20 protein-coding genes, 1 other RNA gene and 1 riboswitch are annotated in these 18559 nt (G+C 68.2%); of the genes, 10 read left to right on the forward strand and 11 right to left on the reverse strand.

From position 1 onward, the window contains the following. Positions 1-3 precede the first annotated feature (3 nt). The 5 genes from cobC to HWX25_RS07775 are packed head-to-tail and all read right to left on the reverse strand — an operon-like array spanning position 4 to position 4254. Positions 4-588 carry an alpha-ribazole phosphatase gene (gene cobC, locus HWX25_RS07755; protein ID WP_175907990.1) on the reverse strand — a complete coding sequence of 195 codons (585 nt, stop codon included), beginning with the start codon at positions 586-588 and terminating at the stop codon, positions 4-6. After that, positions 573-1349 carry an adenosylcobinamide-GDP ribazoletransferase gene (locus tag HWX25_RS07760; RefSeq protein WP_175907992.1) on the reverse strand — a complete coding sequence of 259 codons (777 nt, stop codon included), beginning with the start codon at positions 1347-1349 and terminating at the stop codon, positions 573-575. Before HWX25_RS07760 ends, cobC begins: the two co-directional genes overlap by 16 nt. Further along, a complete protein-coding gene (gene cobT, locus HWX25_RS07765; protein ID WP_059820290.1) occupies positions 1339-2394 on the reverse strand; it encodes a nicotinate-nucleotide--dimethylbenzimidazole phosphoribosyltransferase in 1056 nt (351 codons plus the stop codon). Before cobT ends, HWX25_RS07760 begins: the two co-directional genes overlap by 11 nt. A gap of 52 nt (positions 2395-2446) precedes the next feature. Next, on the reverse strand, positions 2447-3259 hold the full coding sequence (locus tag HWX25_RS07770; RefSeq protein WP_175907994.1) for an ABC transporter ATP-binding protein: 813 nt from the start codon (positions 3257-3259) through the stop codon (positions 2447-2449). Continuing rightward, positions 3256-4254 (reverse strand): iron ABC transporter permease, encoded by a 999-nt coding sequence (locus tag HWX25_RS07775; protein WP_059820291.1) that lies wholly within the window; start codon positions 4252-4254, stop codon positions 3256-3258. The genes HWX25_RS07770 and HWX25_RS07775 overlap by 4 nt, the downstream gene beginning before the upstream one ends. Before the next feature lie 692 nt (positions 4255-4946). Continuing rightward, positions 4947-5200, reverse strand: a riboswitch (cobalamin riboswitch). Between the two features lie 176 nt (positions 5201-5376). Between HWX25_RS07775 and HWX25_RS07780 the strand changes: the two genes are divergently transcribed. The 5 genes from HWX25_RS07780 to HWX25_RS07800 all read left to right on the forward strand — a co-directional run bounded on the left by HWX25_RS07780 (position 5377) and on the right by HWX25_RS07800 (position 7831). Next, positions 5377-5727 (forward strand): hypothetical protein, encoded by a 351-nt coding sequence (locus HWX25_RS07780; protein ID WP_059527607.1) that lies wholly within the window; start codon positions 5377-5379, stop codon positions 5725-5727. After that, a complete protein-coding gene (locus HWX25_RS07785) occupies positions 5724-6038 on the forward strand; it encodes a cell division protein ZapA (protein WP_011885730.1) in 315 nt (104 codons plus the stop codon). Before HWX25_RS07780 ends, HWX25_RS07785 begins: the two co-directional genes overlap by 4 nt. An 80-nt stretch (positions 6039-6118) precedes the next feature. After that, positions 6119-6300: non-coding RNA, 6S RNA (gene ssrS, locus HWX25_RS07790), on the forward strand. A gap of 109 nt (positions 6301-6409) precedes the next feature. Continuing rightward, the gene (locus tag HWX25_RS07795) at positions 6410-6871 is read left to right on the forward strand and encodes an EVE domain-containing protein (protein ID WP_059527611.1); all 462 of its coding nucleotides are present in this window, start codon (positions 6410-6412) and stop codon (positions 6869-6871) included. Between the two features lie 219 nt (positions 6872-7090). Continuing rightward, positions 7091-7831: an SIMPL domain-containing protein gene (locus tag HWX25_RS07800; protein WP_175907996.1), complete on the forward strand. Its 741-nt coding sequence runs from the start codon at positions 7091-7093 to the stop codon at positions 7829-7831. Between the two features lie 168 nt (positions 7832-7999). On the opposite strand, the gene lgt is transcribed toward HWX25_RS07800, so the two are convergent. Together lgt and HWX25_RS07810 are read right to left on the reverse strand one after the other, a co-directional pair. Further along, a complete protein-coding gene (lgt, locus tag HWX25_RS07805; protein ID WP_175907999.1) occupies positions 8000-8890 on the reverse strand; it encodes a prolipoprotein diacylglyceryl transferase in 891 nt (296 codons plus the stop codon). Positions 8891-8979: 89 nt separating this feature from the next. After that, complete coding sequence (locus tag HWX25_RS07810; protein WP_059527619.1) at positions 8980-9897, reverse strand: LysR family transcriptional regulator; 918 nt, start codon at positions 9895-9897, stop codon at positions 8980-8982. Between the two features lie 135 nt (positions 9898-10032). On the opposite strand from HWX25_RS07810, the gene ilvD reads away from it, so the two are divergent. Together ilvD and HWX25_RS07820 are read left to right on the forward strand one after the other, a co-directional pair. Then, a complete protein-coding gene (gene ilvD, locus HWX25_RS07815; RefSeq protein ID WP_175908001.1) occupies positions 10033-11706 on the forward strand; it encodes a dihydroxy-acid dehydratase in 1674 nt (557 codons plus the stop codon). Positions 11707-11831: 125 nt separating this feature from the next. After that, positions 11832-12161 carry a c-type cytochrome gene (locus tag HWX25_RS07820; RefSeq protein ID WP_059692234.1) on the forward strand — a complete coding sequence of 110 codons (330 nt, stop codon included), beginning with the start codon at positions 11832-11834 and terminating at the stop codon, positions 12159-12161. A gap of 91 nt (positions 12162-12252) precedes the next feature. Here HWX25_RS07820 and HWX25_RS07825 read toward each other — a convergent pair whose 3' ends face one another. The 3 genes from HWX25_RS07825 to HWX25_RS07835 are packed head-to-tail and all read right to left on the reverse strand — an operon-like array spanning position 12253 to position 14930. Then, positions 12253-12942, reverse strand: a complete 690-nt coding sequence (locus HWX25_RS07825) for a DUF2486 family protein (protein WP_175908004.1) — start codon at positions 12940-12942, stop codon at positions 12253-12255. Positions 12943-12967: 25 nt separating this feature from the next. Then, positions 12968-13384: a DNA polymerase III subunit chi gene (locus HWX25_RS07830; RefSeq protein WP_059527631.1), complete on the reverse strand. Its 417-nt coding sequence runs from the start codon at positions 13382-13384 to the stop codon at positions 12968-12970. 34 nt (positions 13385-13418) lie between these two features. Then, the gene (locus tag HWX25_RS07835; protein WP_059820242.1) at positions 13419-14930 is read right to left on the reverse strand and encodes a leucyl aminopeptidase; all 1512 of its coding nucleotides are present in this window, start codon (positions 14928-14930) and stop codon (positions 13419-13421) included. Positions 14931-15052: 122 nt separating this feature from the next. Between HWX25_RS07835 and lptF the strand changes: the two genes are divergently transcribed. From lptF to HWX25_RS07850, 3 genes are read left to right on the forward strand one after another with little or no spacing between them, the layout of a single operon-like run. Then, the gene (gene lptF, locus HWX25_RS07840) at positions 15053-16144 is read left to right on the forward strand and encodes an LPS export ABC transporter permease LptF (RefSeq protein ID WP_059820241.1); all 1092 of its coding nucleotides are present in this window, start codon (positions 15053-15055) and stop codon (positions 16142-16144) included. A 3-nt stretch (positions 16145-16147) separates the two neighbouring features. Next, on the forward strand, positions 16148-17296 hold the full coding sequence (gene lptG, locus HWX25_RS07845) for an LPS export ABC transporter permease LptG (RefSeq protein WP_175908006.1): 1149 nt from the start codon (positions 16148-16150) through the stop codon (positions 17294-17296). 25 nt (positions 17297-17321) lie between these two features. Beyond that, positions 17322-17705: a CbiX/SirB N-terminal domain-containing protein gene (locus HWX25_RS07850; protein WP_175908008.1), complete on the forward strand. Its 384-nt coding sequence runs from the start codon at positions 17322-17324 to the stop codon at positions 17703-17705. Positions 17706-17785: 80 nt separating this feature from the next. Here the strand turns inward: HWX25_RS07850 and cobA are convergent, their stop codons facing one another. Then, positions 17786-18535 (reverse strand): uroporphyrinogen-III C-methyltransferase, encoded by a 750-nt coding sequence (cobA, locus tag HWX25_RS07855; RefSeq protein WP_059820239.1) that lies wholly within the window; start codon positions 18533-18535, stop codon positions 17786-17788. Positions 18536-18559: the final 24 nt, after the last annotated feature.

Genomic DNA, 18559 nt, shown 5'->3' on the forward strand with positions numbered 1-18559 from the left:
CGCCTATGCGTCCCAGTGGACGACGTCCCATGTGCGGGCGGCATCCTCCGTCCGCAACCAGACGACGCCGCCCGTCGGCACCGGTCGCGACAACAGCGTATCGAGCGGCACGCGCAACGCATGCGACGCGAATGCGCGAATCACGCCTGCGTGCGTGAGCGCCCATTGCGGCGCGTCGGTCCGCGCGACCGCGTCCGCAGTCCGTGCGACGCGCGCGGCGAACCGCGCGACGCTTTCGCCGCCATGCGCGCACGCATGCATCAGGTCGGCCGCCCACGCATCGAGCGCCGCGCGGTCGATATCGTCCCAGCGACGCAGCTCCCACGCGCCGAAGTCCATTTCCTGCCAGCCCGCGTCACGCCGCAGCGGCACATCGAACGCCTGCGCAAGCCGCTCGGCGACCGACGCGCAACGCATCAGCGGGCTCGTCCAGACCTGCTCGGGCAACGGCGCCCCGAGGGCCGCCAGACGCTCACGCACGGCCCGCGCCCCCGCCTCGGCCGACGTGGCGAGCGGCACATCGCTGCGTCCGTAGCAAACGCCCGGTTCGACATCGACGGCCGGATGGCGAATCAGGACGAGATCCATCCGAGCACCACGAGATAGATCGCCAGTTCGCTCAACTGCTGCGCGAAGCCGAGGCAGTCGCCCGTATAACCGCCGATCCGCTTCACGAAATAGCGGGCCGCCCATGCGCGCACGAGCACGAGCGCGACGAGCGCCGCGAGGCCCGCGCGCCAGTCCGGCCAGAACAGCCACGGCAGCCCGAATGCGGCCGCGATCCAGGCCGCGCGTGCGCCCATGCGTTGCGCGACCGGCTTCGCCTTGCCTTCCGGCCGGACATAGTCGAGCGACATCAGCAGGCTCACGGCCCCCACGCGGCTCGCCGCATGCGCGGCGATCATCGTCCACGCGGCGCGCAGCGGCGGCATGGCCGCGAGCGCCTGCCATTTCAGGCCGAGCGCGATCACGAGCGCGACCGCGCCGAACGTGCCGATTCGCGAATCGTGCATGATGCGCAGCACGTCGTCTCGCGCGTAGCCGCCGCCGAACGCATCGCAGCTGTCGGCCAGGCCATCCTCGTGGAACGCGCCCGTCGCAAGCAGCGTCGCGGCCATCGACAGTCCGACCGCGATCGACGCGGGCAACACGCGCAGTGCCGCGAGATAGACGAGCGCGCCCCACGCGCCGACGCACGCGCCGACCAGCGGGAAGTAACGTGCGGCCTGGTCGAGATCGCCGGCGGCGTAGCCGATCGCGCGCGGCACCGGCACGCGCGTGAAATAGCCGAGCGCGACGAAGAAATAGCGCAGTTCGGCGCGTATACCGTTCGCGCGCTCAGGCGTCACGATTGTCGACGCCCGCGGATTCGAAGCTCGCCATCTCGGTAAGGAACGCGACCGCCGCGCGCACCAGCGGCAGCGCGAGCGCGGCGCCCGTGCCTTCGCCGAGGCGCAGGTCGAGCGCGAGCAGCGGCTTCGCGCCGAAATGCTCGAGCATGCGCCGGTGCCCGGCCTCGTGCGACGCATGCGAGAACACGCAGTAGTCGCGCACGCCGGGCGCGATGCGCTCGGCGACCAGCAGCGCGGCCGTGGCGATGAAGCCGTCGACGAGGATCGTCATCCGCTCGCTCGCGGCCGCGAGATACGCGCCCGTCATCATCGCGATCTCGAAACCACCGAACGTCGCCAGCACATCGAGCGGCGCGATCGCATGCGAATGCCGGACGAGCGCGCGGCCGAGCACCGCGCGCTTGTGCGCGAGCCCCTGGTCGTCGAGGCCCGTGCCGCGCCCGACGCACGCGTCGATCGGCACGTCGAGCAGACGGCTCATCAGGCATGCGGCCGATGACGTGTTCGCGATCCCCATTTCGCCGAAGCCGATCACGTTCGTGCCGAGCGAGGCGTGCAGGCGCACGCGCGCCGCACCGGCGGCGAGCGCCGTCTGCGCCTCGTCGGGCGTCATCGCCGGTTCGGCCGCGAAGTTTCGCGTACCGCGCGCGACGGGCAGCGACACGAGCCGGTCGGACACCGGCAACGGTGACGCGACGCCCGCATCGACGATCTCGAGCACGCTCTGCGCGACGCCCGAGAACGCGTTGATCGCCGCGCCGCCGGCCAGGAAGTTCGCGACCATCTGCGCGGTGACCGCCTGCGGATACGGGCTCACGCCCTCGGCCGCGATCCCGTGGTCGCCCGCGAACACGATCGTCACCGGACGCTGTACGTGCGGCTTCTCGGTGCGCTGGATCAGGCCGACCTGCAGCGCGAGCGCCTCGAGCTGGCCGAGACTGCCGGGCGGCTTGGTCTTGTGATCGATCACATGCTGCAGGCGCTTGCGCAGCGTCTCGTCGAGCGGCGCGATCGCGGGCGGGAAGTCGGTCGGATTCGTCATCGGAAGGTTGCCTCGTTGGCGCGGCCGGTGCCGCGCATCGAAAGAAGGAAGTTCATCGTCGCTCGGGCCACGCGGGCAGCAGCGCGTCGCGGCCGTTCTCGCGGATCAGCACGAGCGGATAGCCGAACGCGTCGCTCGCACGCGCCGGCGTCAGCACGTCGTGCACGGGGCCCGCCCACGCATGGCCGCGGCCGTCGAGCAACAGCGCGTGCGTTGCGTAACGCCGCGCGAGATTCAGATCGTGGCATGAGAACAGCACCGTGCGCGGCCCCGCGTCGAGCCATGCGCTCAGCGCGGTCAGGCCATCGATCTGGTGATGCAGGTCAAGGTGGGCGAGCGGTTCGTCGAGCAGCATCAGCGGCGCGTCCTGGCACAGCGTCGCGGCCAGCGCGACGCGCTGCCGCTCGCCGCCCGACAGCGACAGCACGTCGCGCGACGCGAGTGCGGTCAGCCCGAACGTCGCGAGCGCGTCGCGCGCGGCCGCGCGGTCGCCGTCGCGCTCCCAGCCCCAGCCGCCGAGATACGGAAAGCGGTTGAGCAGCACCGTGTCGAATACCGTCGCGCTGAACGCGTCGTGCAATTGCTGCGGCATCAGTGCGCGGCGCCGTGCGAGCTGTTCGGGCGGCCATGCGGCGAGCGGCCGGCCGTCGATCTCGACGTGGCCGCCGGCCGGTCGCTGCAGGCCCGCGAGCGTCGCGAGCAGCGTCGTCTTGCCTGCGCCGTTCGGCCCCGCGACACACCAGATCTCGCCGGGACGGAACGCCTGCGTGAAGCCCTCGAGCAGCGTCCGTTCGCCGGCCGTCAGCGTGAGATCGATCGCCGCATAGGTCATTTCGCCGGCAGCGTGCGGTGCGGCGTGCGTCATCGCATCGGTCTCCTCAGCAACATCCACAGGAACACCGGCACGCCGATCAACGCGGTCATCACGCCGACCGGCAATTGCGCGGGCGCGATCGCGGTGCGCGCGAGCAGGTCGGCGGCCATCACTCCGCCGCCGCCCGCGAGCATCGCGGCCGGCAGCAGCATGCGCTGGTCGTTGCCGAACGCGAGCCGCAGCGCGTGCGGCACGACGAGGCCGACGAAACCGATCGTGCCGGCCGTCGTCACCGCGGCCGCGGCAGCCAGCGACGCGACGAGGTAGATCCGCACGCGAACTCGCGCGACCGGCACGCCAAGCGCGAGTGCGGTCGCGTCGCCGCGCAGCAGCACGTTGAGCTGCGGCGCGGCCGGCAGCGCGACGCATGCGGCCACCAGCAGCGCGCCCCATGCGAACCACGGCGCCGTCACGCCGTTCAGGTCGCCCGTCAGCCAGAAGATGATGCCGCGCAGGCGCGCATCGGGTGCGAGCGACAGCAGCAGCGTGACGAGCGCGCCCCACCCGGCCGCGATCACGACGCCCGTGAGGAGCAGCCGCGGCGACGCGTCGCGCGAGTCGCCGCGCCACAGCTCGCGGCGAGCAAGGCCGAGCACGAGCGCGACCGACACGAGCGCGCCGGCGAATGCGGATGCATCGACGAGCCACCACGCGCCGCCCGCGATCATCGCGACGAGCGCGAAGCCGGCCGCGCCGCCGGATACGCCGAGCACATACGGCTCCGCGAGCGGATTGCGCAGCAGCACCTGCAGCAGTGCACCGGCCAGCGCAAGCAACGCGCCGCACGCGAACCCCGCGAGCGCACGCGGCAGCCGCAGCGTGCGCACGATGTCGGCGAACAATGCGTCGCCGCCGTGCGGCACGAGCGACGCGAGCGCCTGCCACGGCGACATCGGCACGCTGCCGATCGACAGCGATGCGACGAACAGCAACGCGACCACGGCCGCGAGCGCGGCCCAGATCGCGGTGGCACGCGCGGCGCTCATGCGCCGCACGGCGTCGCGCACGACGCACGATACTTCCGCTGACCGTCGTGGCCGGCCGGGCGCGGCACCGGCGTCGCGCTGCGACGTGTGGCAGGAATACGCAAGCTCGTCATCCTCGTCGAACAGGTTGTTGATGCATGCACGGGCGACCCGCGACCCGGTGATATCGTCGCGCGCGCGGCGCGGATGCCGTGCCCGTGTGCGGCAAAGCGAGCGATGCTCGGCCGATGGCACACAATAGCGCGCGCCACGAACGGCACCCCGATTCCCGCGTTTCGCCGATCGTATCCCGCAAGCGATCGGCCGGCCGAACGTCGGTCGCACCGGCGTGACACGACCACGACCCATCGAGCCGCACCTGCGTGCGGCCGACATTCTGCGCAATATAGTGGAAGCCGCCGCATCGGGTCGATCGGCATCGCGGTTGCGTCGCCGTCACGCATGATCGGCGCGGTGATCGCGACTTCCGGCGGCAACGGTGCGTCGGCGCGCGGCGCGACCGGTCCCGGCGCCGCAACGACCTGCGTCGTCGATCCGGGCGAGCCAGCCGCCGCCGCGATGTGCACGACGGCGGGATGCGGCACGCCGCGGCATGCGTCGGAGACCGTGCGGACGATTGGGGTCAGCATCGAAGACAAGTCCCGTGAAGCACTGCGCGCCCCGCTTCCCCGCAGGCCGCGCGTCATGAAGCCGTGCAGGCTCCTCGCCTCGGCCGGTATCCGGGCTGGCGGCGTACCGGCTCGCCTTCCCGCGCGAATCACGCGCAGTGGCCCGCGCCCGCGTGCGACCTGCACGCGAAACGCGCCCGAGCCGGCCTGCGTCGTCCGACGCGGCCGCTTACCGTTGCGGGGGCAGCGCAGGTTGGCGATCTCCATGCGGAGCGCGCGCCCTGCTTCCCGTTTAACCGCGCGACGCACGCGCGAGCACCGAGGCGGCGCCAGTTTAGGAGCGGGTCGCGCGAGCGTCAAGAAAGCGGCCGAACGTATGCCGGGAGCGCGCGGCGAACGCGCCGCAGCCGCGTATTCGCGGCAAGAAGCCGGGGTGTTACGACTGGAAACGTTACAGATGTCGGAATGCGCGTTATTCCGCGCTAAAATGCTGGGTCTTTAGAGGACGCAGCAAATGCTCAACGAACTCGAAACCTTATCTCAAAATATTGGCCGTCTGATCTCGCTGAACAAGCGCTATCACTCGGAACGGCTCGCGCTCGAGGAGCAAGTCGCGCAAATGCGCGCGGAAGCGGACACGGTCCGCGCGGAACTCGCGCAACTGCGCGACGAACGCAACGCGCTCGCGGCCGAGCGCGACACGCTGTCGGCAAAGATCGATGACGCCCAGGTCAAACTGAACGCGATTCTCGAAAAACTGCCGCGCACGAAGAGCGCGGAGCAAGCCGACAACCAGCTCGACCTGCTGGATGCGCAGGCGCGCACGGATGGCGACGACGCGGCCAGCCACGGAGAACATGCATGAGCACCAAGCAGATCGAAGTCTCGATTCTCGGTCAGCCCTATCGGCTCGCCTGTTCGGCCGAGACCGAAGCGGCGCTGCTCGAGGCCGTCGCACGCGTCGACGCCGAAATGTCGAAGATCCGCGCGAACAGTTCGGTGCGCGGCACCGACCGTATCGCGGTGATGGCGGCCCTGTCGCTCGCATCCGAATTGCTGCGACTGCAAACGAGCGTGCGTCACGGTGAAGCATTTCCGGCGGAAGAAATCCGTCGTACAATGCACCAGATGAACGAACAGCTCGGCGCGGTGCTCGCACAGCACGAGACGCAGTAACGTTTGATCGATGCGTCGATTCCCCTTGATCTCGGCGATCAACGGTGGTCAAATTGGCGCAACGAAACACAGTTCAGTCAGCTTCCCTGCCTGGTTCGCCAAGGTCATATATTCCTTGAACCAATGCCATGTGCACGGTTGCGGAAATTTGTAGCACGGGCGCGCGCGTCACTCTGTCTGATGTACCCGAAGTGCTGCTAACTGCGACCAATTCTGAACCTCAGGTTCAGGATGCCGGCCTAGCGGCCAAGGCGGGGGCCTATCCAACGGCATCGGGGAACCCCGATGCCGTTTCCTTTTTCAGGGTCTGTTTGCATGCGAAACGCGCATGCAAACAGACCTTCATGCCCTTTCTGCGTCGATTACGATCCATGCAATACTGGCTCATGAAGTCCGAACCGGACGAAGCAAGCATTGACGATCTCGCGCACGCGCCGCAGCACTCGCTGCCGTGGACCGGTGTGCGCAACTATCAGGCGCGCAATTTCATGCGCGACACGATGAAGATCGGCGACGGCGTGCTGTTCTATCACTCGAGCTGCCCCGAGCCGGGCATCGCGGGCCTCGCCGAAGTCTCGTCGACGCCCTACCCCGACCCCACCCAGTTCGATCCGAAAAGCCCGTATTACGATCCGAAGTCGACGCAGGAATCACCGCGCTGGCTGCTCGTCGACGTGCGCTTCGTGAAGAAGTCGCCGCTCGTGCCGCTCGCCGCGCTGCGCGAGCATGACGAACTCGCCGACATGCGCGTGCTCGCGCGCGGCAACCGGCTGTCGATCACACCCGTCACGCGCGCCGAGTGGCGCTTCATCACCGAAAAGCTGATGAAGTAGGCGCACACAGTCGGCGCACGCGTCGGTCCACGCAACAGACACACGCCAAAGGTCAAATCCGGTCAATACGCGCCGCCGCCACGGAACTCGCGGCGCGTTCGTGCAGCCTAAGCAACCGCTGTCGCCCGATCGGGACGACGGCTGTTTTTTTCGTCGCGCGGTACGCCCGCGTCGCGCACGCGTGATCCGCATGCGCGCCCTCGCACAAGGAGTCCAACAATGACCAAGAAATCCGCACTCGCGCTGTCGCTCGCCCTCGCCGCCGCCGTGCCCGTCGCGCTGACGCTCGCGTCGCCGGCCGCGCACGCGCAAACCGCGAACCCGCACTTTCCGGAACCGGCGGGCGTGCTGTCGCTGTCGTCGCAGGCCAGCGCCGACGTGCCGCAAGACATCATCCACATCACGCTGTTCTACGAACAGCAGGCGAAGGACCCGGGCAGCCTGACGTCCGCGCTCAACCAGCGCGCCGACGCGGCGCTCGCGCAGGCGAAGGGCGTATCGGGCGTCACCGCGCACACCGGCGCGTTCTCCGTGTATCCGACCACCGATCGCGACGGCAAGATCTCCGCATGGCGCGGCCGTACCGAAGTCGTGCTCGAATCGCGCGATTTCGCGGCGGCGTCGAAGCTCGCGGGCCAGCTGTCGAACCAGATGCAGGTCGCGAACGTCGAGTTCTCGCTGTCGCCCGAAGCGCAGCGCGCGGCCGAGCAGAAGCTCACGACCGAAGCGATCAAGTCGTTCCGCGCGCGCGCGGACGAAGCCGCGAAGGCTTTCGGCTACAACAGCTACTCGATCCGCGACGTGAACGTCGGCGGCAGCCGCAACGTGCAGCCGTACCCGCGCATGATGGCGATGGCCGCGGCACCGATGGACAGCGCGAAGATGAGCGCGCCGATCGCGGTCGAAGGCGGCAAGGCGACCGTGTCGGTCACGGTCAACGGCTCGGTGCAGATGAAGTAACGCACGTCGGGCAACGCGCGGCAGATGTGAAAACGCCGGCCTTCGGGCCGGCGTTTTTCGTTCGGGATCCTGCAATCGATGCGCACGCCGATCGTGCGCATCCGCATCGCATCACGCGTCATGCGTCACACAGCTCGCGCATGACGCGACCGCATGACGCATGCAACATCAAGCCGCCACGCTCGCCGCGCGGCGACGATACACCCACACCAGCAGCGCGATGCCCGCGAGAATCATCGGCAACGACAGCCACTGCCCCATCGACAGGCCGAGGGCGAGCAGGCCGAGGAAGTCGTCCGGTTCGCGCGCGAATTCCACGGTGAAGCGCGCGAGCCCGTAGCCGATCAGGAACAGCGCGGATATCGCGCCCATCGGCCGCGGCTTGCGCGAGAAGAAGAACAGCACGAAGAACAGCGCAATGCCTTCGAGCGCGATCTCGTAGAGCTGCGAAGGATGGCGCGGCAGCATCTGGTACTGCATGAACACGTCGGCAAGGTGCCACTGTTCGACGAGCGCCGGATGCTTCGGCAGCCATGCCGCGTCGTCGCGCATCGCGCCCGGGAACAACATCGCCCAGGGCGCGTTCGGATCGGTCACGCGGCCCCACAGCTCGCCGTTGATGAAGTTGCCGAGCCGCCCGGCCGCGAGCCCCGTCGGCACCATCGGCGCGACGAAGTCGGTGACCTGCAGCCAGTGGCGCTTGCGCTGCCACGCGAACAGCGCCATCGCGAGCGTCACGCCGAGAAAGCCGCCGTGGAACGACATGCCGCCTTCCCACACCTTGAACACGTCGAGCGGATGCGAGAAGTAGAAGTCGGCCTTGTAGAACAGCACGTAGCCGAGCCGGCCGCCGAGCACGGTGCCGAGCACGCCGTAGAACATCATGTCGTCGATGTCCTTGGCGGTCCAGCCCTGCGCCGCGACGTGCGGCAGCTTCAGGCGGATCCGGCCGACGACGATCGCCGCGATGAAGCCGACGAGATACATGAGGCCGTACCATCGTACGGCCAGCGGCCCGAGATGGATCGCTACGGGGTCGAAATTCGGGTGAATGATCATGGGTTAGCGATGAAGTTTTCGAATGCGGTACGGCGCGCCCACCGGCGCCGCACCGCGCATTGGACGGCGCCGGCGCGCCATCGTTCGCATCATGCGGCGAGACCGTGCGCGCGCACGACGTCGATGAAGCCGGCGAGCACGGGGCTGACATCGCCCGTGCGCCACACGAGGCCCGTCTCGACGACCGGCGCGTCGCCGGCGAGCGGCCGGTAGACCACGCCGGTGCGCCGCAGGTTACGCAACGACTGCGGCACCAGTGCGACGCCCATGCCGGCCGACACGAGGCTGACGATCGTCTGCATCTGGATCGCCTCCTGGCCGATGCGCGGGGTTTCCCCCGCCGCGCCGTAGCAGCCCGTAATGATGTCATAAAAGCCGGGCGCCAAACGACGCGGGAAGATGACGAGCGGCAGCGCGGCCAGCTCGGCCAGATGCACGGGTTCGTCTTCGGGCACGCCGGGCGCCGCGGCCGCCGGCATCGCGACCACCAGCGGCTCGCGCACGACCGGCAGGTACGACAGCCCGGCCGCGTGGCGCGGCGGTACCGGTGGAATCACGAGCCCCGCGTCGATGCGGCCCGCGACGAGTTCGTCGATCTGCACGTCGCTCGTCGCCTCCGCGAGTTGCAGCCGCACCTGCGGATAGCGTGCGCCGAACGCGCGCAGCAGCGACGGCAGCAGCCCGTAATCGGCGGTCGACACGAACGCAAGCGACAGCGAGCCGGCTTCGCCGCGCGCGAGACGCCGCGCGAGCGGCGGCAGCGCGTCGGCCGACGCGAGCAGCCGGCGGACGTCGGGCAGCAGCGCCGCACCGACTGCCGTCAGCGCGACCGAGCGCTTGGTACGCGCGAACAGCGCGACGCCGAGCGCGTCCTCGAGCGCCCGAATCGCTTGCGACAGCGGCGGCTGCGTCATCGACAGGCGCTCGGCCGCACGGCCGAAATGGCGCTCGTCGGCAACGGTCACGAAATAGCGCCACTGGCGCAGATCGGGCGTCGGGTCAGCCATATTTCACTCATTCGCAAAACGACTTAATAAGCGACAAATAATATATTGGACATCCCAAACCGGAAACTCCATTCTTGATTGATCCGAACCGGCGCGCCGTTCGCGGGCGTCGCCAATACAACGATGGAGTCCCCCATGCCGTACAACCGTCGCTCGAAGCACATCACGCAAGGCGTGGCCCGCTCGCCGAACCGCTCGATGTATTACGCCCTCGGCTACCAGAAGGACGATTTCGACAAGCCGATGATCGGCATCGCGAACGGCCACTCGACGATCACGCCGTGCAACTCGGGCCTGCAGCGGCTGTCGGACGCGGCCGTCGCGGCGGTGAAGGCGGCCGATGCGAACCCGCAGATCTTCGGCACGCCGACGATCTCGGACGGCATGTCGATGGGCACCGAGGGGATGAAGTACTCGCTCGTGTCGCGCGAAGTGATCGCCGACTGCATCGAGACCTGCGTGCAGGGCCAGTGGATGGACGGCGTGGTGGTGGTCGGCGGCTGCGACAAGAACATGCCCGGCGGGATGATCGCGCTCGCGCGCCTGAACGTGCCGGGCATCTACGTGTACGGCGGCACGATCCGCCCCGGCCACTGGAAGGGCCGCGACCTGACGATCGTGTCGTCGTTCGAGGCGGTCGGCGAGTTCACCGCGGGCCGGATGTCGCAGGAAGATTTCGAAGGAGTCGAGCAGAACGCGTGCCCGACGTCGGGGTCGTGCGGCGGGATGTACACCGCGAACACGATGAGCTCGTCGTTCGAGGCGCTCGGCATGTCGCTGATGTACTCGTCGACGATGGCGAACCCCGATCAGGAGAAGGTCGACTCGGCTGCCGAATCGGCGCGCGTGCTGGTCGAGGCCGTGAAGCGCGACCTGAAGCCGCGCGACATCATCACGAAGGCGTCGATCGAGAACGCAGTGTCGCTGATCATGGCGACCGGCGGCTCGACCAACGCGGTGCTGCACTATCTCGCGATCGCGCACGCGGCCGAGGTCGACTGGACGATCGACGACTTCGAGCGCATCCGCAAGCGCGTGCCGGTGATCTGCGACCTGAAGCCGTCGGGCCAGTACGTGGCCACCGACCTGCACCAGGCCGGCGGCATCCCGCAGGTGCTGCGGATCCTGCTCGATGCGGGGCTGCTGCACGGCGACTGCATCACGATCACCGGCCGTACGATCGCCGAGGAGCTGAAGGATGTGCCGGGCGTGCCGCGCGCGGACCAGAAGGTGATCTTCCCGATCGATCGCGCGCTGTACAAGGAAGGGCATCTCGCGATCCTGAAGGGCAACCTCGCGGAAGACGGCGCGGTCGCGAAGATCACCGGCCTGAAGAACCCGGTGATCACGGGCCCGGCGCGCGTGTTCGACGACGAGCAAAGCGCGATGGACGCGATCCTCGGCGACCGGATCCGCGCGGGCGACGTGCTGGTGCTGCGCTATCTCGGCCCGCAGGGCGGCCCCGGCATGCCGGAAATGCTCGCACCGACGTCGGCGATCATCGGCAAGGGGCTCGGCGAATCGGTCGGCTTCATCACCGACGGCCGCTTCTCGGGCGGCACCTGGGGGATGGTGGTCGGGCACGTCGCGCCCGAGGCCTTCGTCGGCGGCACGATCGCGCTCGTGCAGGAAGGCGACTCGATCACGATCGATGCGCACCGGCTGGTGCTGCAGCTGAACGTCGACGACGCCGAGCTCGCGCGCCGGCGCGCTGCATGGAAGCAGCCGGCGCCGCGCTACACGCGCGGCGTGCTCGCCAAGTACGCGGCCCTCGCGCGCCCGGCGAACAAGGGTGCCGTCACCGGCTGACGCGGCACGCGGGTCATGCGACCCCATTGCGGACGGCCGCCGGGAAAACGCGCAAAACGCGCTTTCCCTTTGCTTTTATAATGCGCGGACCGTGAAGCCGGCCGTTCCCGCCGGCGGAGACTCGCATGAAACAGACGATATCGCGTGCGCTGCTCGTGGCGCTGCTGACCGGCAGCGCGGCGGCGGCACACGCCGACCAGGCCGGCGACGGACTCGTGCTCGCGCAGCGCAAGAACTGCATGGCCTGCCATGCGGTCGGCAAGCCGCTGATGGGCCCGTCGTTCCATGACATCGCCGGCAAGTACACCGCACGTGCCGACGCCGTCGATTACCTCGCGCAATCGATCGTGAAAGGCAGCGTCGGGGTGTGGGGCGGCGTGCCGATGCCCGCCAATACGCAGCTGACGAGCGGCGAAGCGCATACGCTCGCGCAATGGGTGCTGTCGCTGCGCTGAACCGGATGACCGGGCGCGTGCACGCGCGCCATGCTTCTCGTTGCGACAGGAGCCGCGCCCGCGGCACCCGCGCACGAAACGCGCCGTGCGCTCAGGCTGAACGTCCGATCCGGCGGCGAGCGATCTCTTCGTCGACCGCGTCGCGAACCCATTCCATCACTTCGGTTTCGAGCGCCAGCGCCACTTCGCGCGTGATCTGGCCGACCAGCCAGGCCGTATGGTCGTGCAGCGCCTCGCGGCAGCGTGCCTCGATGGCCTCGCGTCCTTCCCCGGTCAGATAATTCGTCAGCCGATTGCGCAGACGCTCGGCGATATGTTGCGCGTCCTCTGGCGTCAGCGCGGCGGCCGCATGCGACTCCGGGTGCACTGCGCGAGCCAGATGATCGGTGGCCAGTTCGTCGGCAGCCGGTGCGACCGCGTGAGACGGCATCGCTTCGCCGGCATCGCGCGGCATCGCGGCGGCGCCTGCCTGCTGCCCCTCGTCCTCGGCCAGCGCGGAGCGCAACGGCGCCTGTGCCGCAGCCGACTCCTCGGCGACGACGTGCCCGGCAGCATCGGGTTGCGCCGGCGCATCGCTGTCGCCCGGCAGTTCGACGGCCGTGACGTCCGGCGTCGGCACCGGCTCGACCACCACGAATTCGGGGTCGGTTTCCGCGTGTTCCGGCGCGGCGGCATCGTCGCGCGGCTGCGCATCGGTCGCGGACGAACGCGCCGGCACCGGCTTGCCCGGCACCAGCACGTCGGTCAGCGTCGGGATCGAAGAGGAATCGGCTTGTGTCACGGGGACGCTCCGTCGACGGTTTCGGCTAGCTGCCTTGCTTGTAGTTGTTCAGCGCGTATCCGCGATCGCGGTAGAAGCGATAGCGATCGCGGCCCGCGGCCAGCTCGTCCGGCGCATTGCCGACCACCTCGAGCAGGCGCTCGAAGCGGGCGAACTGCGCGGGCACGGCCGCGCCGAGGTTCAGCAGCACGTGGTGATGCGGCGCCTGGTCAAGATCAGCGGTCAGCACGATCGGCGTGCCGGCCGCGTGCGCGCTGTCGACGCCGCAGTGCGGAATGAAATCGAGCGGCGAGAACGTCCAGAGCCGCTCGTCGAGCGCGCGCAGGCGCGCGGGTTCCGCCAGCACGACGACCGGCTGCCCGGCCAGGTAGGCCTTGCGCAGCAGCCGGCATGCGTACGCGAGCGAATCGCCGACGTTCGAATGGAAATCGATTCGTGTCATTGCCCGCGCACCCGCATCGTCGTGAGACCCGCCATCACTGGCCGGCGCGGTCGATCAGGAACTGCGCGAGCAGCGGCACCGGACGGCCGGTCGCGCCCTTCGCCGCGCCGCCCTTCCACGCCGTGCCGGCGATGTCCAGGTGCGCCCACGGATAGCTGTCGGTGAAGCGCGACAGGAAGCAAGCCGCCGTCACGGCGCCGGCCGGACGTCCGCCGATGTTCGCGATGTCCGCGAAATTCGACTTCAGCTGTTCCTGGTATTCGTCGTCAAGCGGCATGCGCCACGCCGGATCGTTCGCTTCGCGCGAGGCGTCGAGCAGCTCGCCCGCGAGCGCATCGTCCTTCGAGAACAGGCCGCTGTTGTGGGCGCCGAGCGCGATCACGCAAGCGCCCGTCAGCGTCGCCACGTCGATCACGGCTGCCGGCTTGAAGCGTTCCGCATAAGTGAGCGCGTCGCACAGGATCAGGCGGCCCTCGGCGTCGGTGTTGAGCACCTCGATCGTCAGCCCCTTCATGCTGGTGACGATGTCGCCCGGCTTCGTCGCATTGCCGCCCGGCATGTTCTCGCAGGTCGGCACGATCGCGACGACGTTGATCTTCAGGCCCATTTCGGCGACCGCACGCATCGTGCCGAGCACCGAGCCCGCGCCGCACATGTCGTACTTCATCTCGTCCATGCCCTCGCCCGGCTTCAGCGAGATGCCGCCCGTGTCGAACGTGATGCCCTTGCCGACCAGCACGACCGGCGCGGCCTTCGCGGCGGCGCCCTGGTAATGCAGCACGATGAACTGCGGCGGCTCGACCGACGCGCGCGCGACCGACAGGAACGAGCCCATCTTGAGCGCCTGGATCTGCTTCAGGCCGAGCACCTCGACCTTCAGACCCCAATCCTTCGCGATCTTCTTCGCGGTGTTGCCGAGATAGGTCGGCGTGCACACGTTGCCGGGCAGGTTGCCCAGGTCGCGCGTGAGGTCCATCCCGTTCGCCAGCGCGACGGCCTGCTTGGCCGCCAGCTTCGCCGCCTTTTCATCGGCCGGATCGACGCTGAACACGACGCGCTTGAGCGTATGCGACGCCGGTTCCGGCTTGCTCTTCATCTGCGTGAAGCGGTACGTCTCGTTGCGCAGCGCGAGAATCGCCGCACGCACGCCCCAGTCGGAGCCGCGCTCGTCGACCGGCAGTTGCGCGAGCGAGAACGTGACCTGGACGACCTTGGTCGCCAGCAGCGCGCGCCATGCGGCCGTCGCCGCGTCGTTGTAGGCTTTCTGATTGAAAGCATCCTGCTTGCCGAGGCCGACGAGCAGCACGCGCGACGCCCCGATGCCCGAAACCTCGTGCAGGAACAGCGTCTTGCCGCGCTTGCCGTCCATGTCGCCGGCCTTCACCACGCGCGAGATCAGCCCCTTGGTGGCCGTGTCGATGTCGAGCGCCGCGCCCGAGAGAGTCTGCGCCTCGAAGATGCCGAGCACGATGCAGTCCGACTTCCCGGTCAGGAACCCCTTGGCCTCGCCTTTGCTCCAATCACAGCCTTTTATGCTAAAGTCCATCGCGCTTGTCCTCGGATAAAATCTGGGCTAAGGATGAAAGCCGCAATTATCCGCTATTTTTCCCGTGGCGGCGCGAGCGCTCCACCACGCGTGCGCAGCCTCCCGCCCTCTTCTCATCAAGAATGATCTTCGAACGCTCCCTCCAGCGCGAGCTTGCGTATACGGCTGGCGCCGTGTTCATGGTGCTGCTCACGATCATGCTCACGACGATGATGATTCGCATCGTCGGCTACGCCGCGTCCGGCGAAATCGATCCGCGCGACGTGCTCGTGCTGATCGGCCTGACCGTGATCGGCTATCTCGCCGTGATGCTCGTCGTCACGCTGTTCGTGTCGATCCTGTTCGTGCTGACCCGGTGGTACCGGGACTCCGAAATGGTCGTCTGGCTCGCGTCGGGCGTGAGCCTCACGCGCCTGATCAAGCCGATCGGCGTGTTCGCCACGCCGATCGTCCTGCTGATCGCGTTCTTCGCGTTCGTCGGCTGGCCGTGGTCGAACCAGCAGAGCAAGATGATCAAGGCGCGCTTCCAGCAGCGCGACGAGATCTCGCTGCTCGCGCCCGGCCAGTTCCGCGAATCGGCGTCGAACCATCGCGTGTTCTTCATCGAGAAGATGTCGCCGGACCAGAGCAAGGTGCAGAACGTGTTCGTCACGTCGACCGAGAACGGCAAGGTCAACGTCGTGGTCTCGCACACGGGCCACACGGAAACGAAGGACGGCGATCGCTTCGTCGTGCTGGAGGACGGCCGCCGCTACGACGGCACGCCCGGCCAGCCGAACTTCAAGATCATGGAGTTCCAGCGCTACGGCGTGAAGATCACGAGCACGCCGGTCACCAACGTGCCGACTACCAACAGCACGCCGACACCCGACCTGCTGCGCAATCCGACGCGCGACAACCTCGCGGAATTCGCGTGGCGCGCGGGGCTGCCGCTGATCGCCATCAACCTGATGGTGCTCGGCATTCCGCTGTCGTACCAGAACCCGCGCCGCAGCCGCACGATCAACCTCGTGATGGCCGTGCTGATCTACCTCACGTATTCGAACCTGCTGAACGTCGTGCAGGCGCAGATCGAGCAGGGCAAGATGTCGTTCGGCGTCGGTCTCGTCGGCCTGCACCTGGTCGTGGCGGCGATCGTCGCGGTCATCTTCTGGTTGCGCGTGCGCAATCGTCCGCTGTTTACACGCGCGCTGTTCGGCCGCTCGGGAGCATGATCGATGCGGCTCTATGAAAAATACTTCGCGCGGCAGATCTACGTCACGTTCATCTTCATCCTGTTCGCGTTCTCGGGCCTGTTCTTCTTCTTCGACCTGATCAGCGAACTGAACTCGGTCGGGCACGGCAACTACAAGTTCGGCTACGCGGTGCTGCGCGTCGCGCTGCAGACCCCGTCGCGCTTCTACGAGATCATCCCGGTCGCCGCGCTGATCAGCGCGATCTACGTGTTCGCGCAGATGGCCGCGAACTCGGAATTCACGATCTTCCGCGTGTCGGGCCTCGCGACCAACCAGGCGCTGCGCTCGCTGCTGAAGATCGGCATTCCGCTCGTGATCATCACCTACCTGATCGGCGAATTCGTCGGCCCGTACGCCGACCAGCTGTCCGAACGCGTGCGGCTGCAGGCGCTCGGCGCGTCGGTGTCGTCGAACTTCCAGTCGGGCGTGTGGGTGAAGGACACGCTCGCGGCCCGCGAGAACGGCGAGCAGGTCACGCGCTTCGTCAACGTCGGCAGCCTGTCGCCCGATTCGACGATCAGCAACGTGCGCATCTACGAATTCGACTCGAAATTCCAGCTGCAGAACGTGCGGATCGCGGAAACAGGCCGCTACGAACCGCCCGGCCACTGGCTGCTCAAGGGCGTGACGGAAACCGAACTGACGCCGATCAAGCCGATCAGCGGCGAACCGGCCGACGCGCTGAACCCCGTGTACCGATCGCAGCAGGTGACGCTGCCCGAATACCGGTTGCGCTCGGACCTGACGCCGCAGATCCTGTCGGTGCTGCTCGTGTCACCGGAACGGATGTCGCTCATCAACCTGTTCCGCTACATCCAGCACTTGCGCGAAAACCAGCAGGACACGCAGCGCTACGACATCGCGCTGTGGCGCAAGCTGCTCTACCCGTTCGCGGTGTTCGTGATGCTCGTGCTGTCGCTGCCGTTCGCGTACCTGCATACGCGTGCCGGCGTGGTCGGCGTGAAGGTGTTCGGCGGCATCATGCTCGGCATGAGCTTCCAGCTGCTCAACACGCTGTTCTCGCACATCGGCACGCTGAACACGTGGCCCGCGCCGCTGACCGCGGCGACACCGGGCCTGATCTATCTCGCGCTCGGCCTGTTCGCGCTCAAGTGGGTCGACCGGCACTGAGCGCCGTCACGACGGAGGCTTCGACATGAGTTTGCACGGCATCGTCCTGTTCGGCCACGGCGCACGCGATCCGCGCTGGGCCGAGCCGTTCGAGCGGCTCGCCGCGCGGCTGCGCGCGGCCGGCTCCCCTGCCCCGCACGTGTCGCTCGCGTTTCTCGAACTGATGACGCCGTCGCTCGATACGGCCGTTGCCGCGCAGGTCGCGGCCGGCTGCACGCGCATCACCGTGGTGCCCGTGTTCTTCGGCCAGGGCGGCCATGTGCGCCGCGACCTGCCGCAGCTCGTCGACGCGTGCCGCGCCGTGCATCCGGGCATCGAGATCCGCTGCGCGACGGCCGTCGGTGAAGACGACGGCGTGCTCGATGCGATCGCACGCTACTGCATCGACCAGGTCGGCCCCGACGCGTAAGCGAATCGGCGAGCCCAAACAAAAAAGCGCTGGCTTCGGAAGCCAGCGCTTTTTTTACGCCTGCGAACCACGCGCTCGACTCAAGCGGCATCCTGCAGCGCATCACCCTCTTTCACGTGCCGCACGCGTTCGGCGAACGCATCGCCGATCATCAACAGGCTCGGCTCCGTCGGGTCGAGCCACGCCTGTGCGTCGCCCGCCGCCATCTGCGCAAGCGTGAGCGTCAGCGTGCGTTCGCGCGCGGTGCTGCACGCCTCGACGATCGCGACCGGCGTCGCGGGCGCACGTCCCGCGTCGATCAGTTCGCGGGCGATGCCCGGCGCGCTGTCGCGGCCCATGTAGTAGACGATCGAATCGGCGCGCGCGGCCTCGCGAATCTCGTCGCTGCCCGGTGCGCGGCTGTGCGTCGCGAACGCGACGCTGCGCGACACGCCGCGCAACGTCAGCGAGCGCTTCAGCGTCGCCGCGCCTGCCAGCGCCGCGGTGATGCCCGGCACGACCTCGTAATCGATGCCGGCCGCCTCGAGCGCGCGCATTTCCTCTTCGGCGCGCCCGAACAGCATCGGATCGCCGCCCTTCAGGCGCACGACGCACGCATGCTCGCGCGCCGCGTCGACGATTTGCTTGTTGATGAAGTGCTGCGCGGTCGAACGCTGCCCGCAGCGCTTGCCGACCGCGATTTTCCGCGCGTTCGGCGCATAGTCGAGCATCGCCGGCTCGACGAGCGCGTCGTGCAGCACGACGTCGGCTTGCTCGAGCAGCCGCGCGCCACGCACCGTGATGAGGTCCGCCGCGCCCGGCCCTGCTCCGATCAGATACACCTTGCCCATGTTTGTCGCTTCGCTTGTCCTGCT

The organism is Burkholderia sp. BCC1640, from assembly GCF_902833125.1.
Taxonomy (GTDB): domain Bacteria; phylum Pseudomonadota; class Gammaproteobacteria; order Burkholderiales; family Burkholderiaceae; genus Burkholderia; species Burkholderia diffusa.